Raw genomic sequence first — 2,281 nt, forward strand, 5'->3', positions numbered from 1 at the left:
TGTAGCGTGACAGACTTTCTTACAGTGATTTACAGACTTTTTTACAGCAACGCGGTTTTGGGCTGAGATGGGATTGAAGGGGCGTTCAAGCCCCTTCGAACTCTTCAACCGCAGCGGTGAGCAGCTCCACCCCCAAGGGCAGCAGGGCGCGCCGCCAGATCTGCGCGGCGCTCTCGCCCCGGCGGACCGCGACTGCCCGTTGCAGCGCCCGGCCCTGCGCCCGCACCGCCGCGCCGCCGTCCAGCTCCCCCGTCAGGTGGTAGACCGTCCCCCCGGTGAACTGCACGCCAGCGGCCAGCGCGTCGGCGATGGCATTGCGGCCCTTGAACCGGGGCAACAGCGACGGGTGATAGCCAATAGCGCCGCGCCCGGCCCGCGCAATCACCCACCCCGGCAGGATCCGGTGCGAATGCGCCGAGACAACCAGCTCCAGCCCGGCCGGGATCTCCGCCGCCACCAGCGGCGTGCGGTTCGCCTTCACGATGGTCTGCACGCCAAGCCGCGCCGCCGAGACCGCGCAGGCATTCTGGGCGTCTGCCGTGATCACCGTCACCGCGTGCCCCCGCGCCAGAAGCATGTCCAGGACACGCGCGCCGAGGTGTTTGTTGCCAAAGAGAAGAACCTTCATTCCATACCCTCGATGTAGCGGAACCCCTGCACCGGCCGGAGGTGACCGCCGAACTTCCGGGGGTGGGGAGTGGCCGCATGCAGCACGGCCGAGGTCTGCGCCCAGAGCGGATCGCGCCGCAGCGCCGCCGCAAGGCCGGGGTGGGAGGTATGAAACAGCGTCGGCAGCGGCTTTTCCCACCGGTTCAGCCCGCGCCGCCAAAGCGCCGCCAGCTCGTTCAGGAACCGCAGCCCGATGCCCGCGCCCTGCCATTCCGGCAGCACCACCAATCGGCTGGCCCGCACCTCCGCCATGCCGGGGCGCGGCGAGAAGGCAACATGCGCCACGTCCTCCCCGTTGATCCGGCCGACAAAATAGGCGGCGTGCGGCATCCGCCCCAGCTTCAGGTAGTAATGCGGCTCAAAGGCGGGCCAGAGGCTGCCGTCGACCTGGTGGATCTCGACCTCGAGGCTGGGGCATCGTCGAAGACGCCTCCATGAGAAGGCACCGCCCCGGCCGGTGTCGATCACCCAATCCGGCTGCAGCCAGTCCTCCACGTCCTCATGGCAGGCCACGGCGACGAACTGCCCTGCCCCGCGCCGCCAGGCCTTGCTGAACGCCCCGGCCGCAATGGTCGCCACCCGCCGGTCGATGGCGGAGGTGAACTCATCCATCACAAACAGGTCCGGCCGCTCGCAGAGCACCCGCGCCAGATCGGCCCGGAACTTCTCGCCCGTGGAGAGGGCCGCGTAGGGGCGCAGCCAGGACGGCACAGATCCAAGCCCCACCGCCGACAGCGCCGCCGTCACCGCATCAAACGACCCCTCCGGGGTGATCTCGTCGACGATGGCCCCCGCGCCCGGCCAGCGGCTGGCGCATTTGACCCGACGCGCGCCAAACAGGCGGCGCGCGATGGAGCTTTTGCCGGAGCCCGACGGCCCTTTGATCAGACCGACCTGCCACGGCCGGTCCTTCAAAGGGGCTTCAACGCTGATCCGGAAGTCGGCGTCGCCCTCGACATTGAACAGGCTGGATACCCGCGCCGCGCGGTAGCTCGCGGGAATGGGCGAAGGGTGGTGAACCGTGATCCTGGTCATGTGTTCACCACCTTGCAATTGAGGCCTTCGGCGGTCAGCCGCGCGAACAGCGCTTTCTGCGCCTGCTCGTCCCCGACAAGGGCAATCACGCCAAACTGCTGTCTGTAGCGCTTGCCCTTGGGTTTGCCGTAGGTGTCAGCCGGTAGATCCGGCAATGGGATTTCCTGGGATTTGGGCACTGAGCCGATCCTTTCCGTCACGCTCGGGGCGTTCTGGTGAAGGGCTCACGGGCCTCAATTCTATGTGAGACCGGCACCGGGGGCATTTGATAGACAACGCCCCGACAAGTGCGCCGGGCTCCAGTTTGAATAGCAACTTGCGGCATCCACCACAACGTTGGTCTTGCAGCTTCAAGGGGAATCACTCCAAAGAAGGCCGTCCTCGAGGACAGGGAGCGGCCATGAAGCGAATGCTGGTCGGCGGGGTTACGTGTGAGAATGTTGGCCCCGTGTTGAGAGGCGTTTGCGCGCCTCTCAGCCTCCCGATTGCGTTATGCGGCCAGCGCCGCCCCGAACGCCGTCTGGATGTCAAAGCCCGCCGGATCGCCCGTCGCTTCGATCTGCGCCGCCACTGTGGC

General features: G+C 67.1%; 4 protein-coding genes. All 4 read right to left on the reverse strand.

The window, feature by feature from the left end; all coding sequences use genetic code 11:
• Positions 1-85: 85 nt before the first annotated feature.
• The 4 genes from FGE21_RS19735 to FGE21_RS20680 are packed head-to-tail and all read right to left on the reverse strand — an operon-like array spanning position 86 to position 2,058.
• Positions 86-628, reverse strand: a complete 543-nt coding sequence (locus FGE21_RS19735) for a formyltransferase family protein (RefSeq protein WP_139665105.1) — start codon at positions 626-628, stop codon at positions 86-88.
• The gene (locus FGE21_RS19740; protein ID WP_139665106.1) at positions 625-1,704 is read right to left on the reverse strand and encodes an ABC transporter ATP-binding protein; all 1,080 of its coding nucleotides are present in this window, start codon (positions 1,702-1,704) and stop codon (positions 625-627) included. Before FGE21_RS19740 ends, FGE21_RS19735 begins: the two co-directional genes overlap by 4 nt.
• Positions 1,701-1,883, reverse strand: coding sequence for a hypothetical protein (locus FGE21_RS19745; RefSeq protein WP_139665107.1), 183 nt, complete (start codon positions 1,881-1,883; stop codon positions 1,701-1,703). Before FGE21_RS19745 ends, FGE21_RS19740 begins: the two co-directional genes overlap by 4 nt.
• Entirely contained in the window at positions 1,840-2,058 is a 219-nt protein-coding gene (locus tag FGE21_RS20680) for a Com family DNA-binding transcriptional regulator (RefSeq protein ID WP_370285839.1), read from the reverse strand. The genes FGE21_RS19745 and FGE21_RS20680 overlap by 44 nt, the downstream gene beginning before the upstream one ends.
• Positions 2,059-2,281 lie beyond the last annotated feature (223 nt).

This window comes from Phaeobacter sp. B1627 (genome assembly GCF_006265095.1).
Lineage (GTDB): Bacteria > Pseudomonadota > Alphaproteobacteria > Rhodobacterales > Rhodobacteraceae > Epibacterium.

What these genes read in the sequence shown, in the direction of transcription:
- FGE21_RS19740 (WP_139665106.1), bottom strand. Translation starts at nt 1,704, where the DNA reads ATGACCAGGATCACGGTTCACCACCCTTCGCCCATTCCCGCGAGCTAC.
- FGE21_RS19735 (WP_139665105.1), bottom strand. Translation starts at nt 628, where the DNA reads ATGAAGGTTCTTCTCTTTGGCAACAAACACCTCGGCGCGCGTGTCCTG.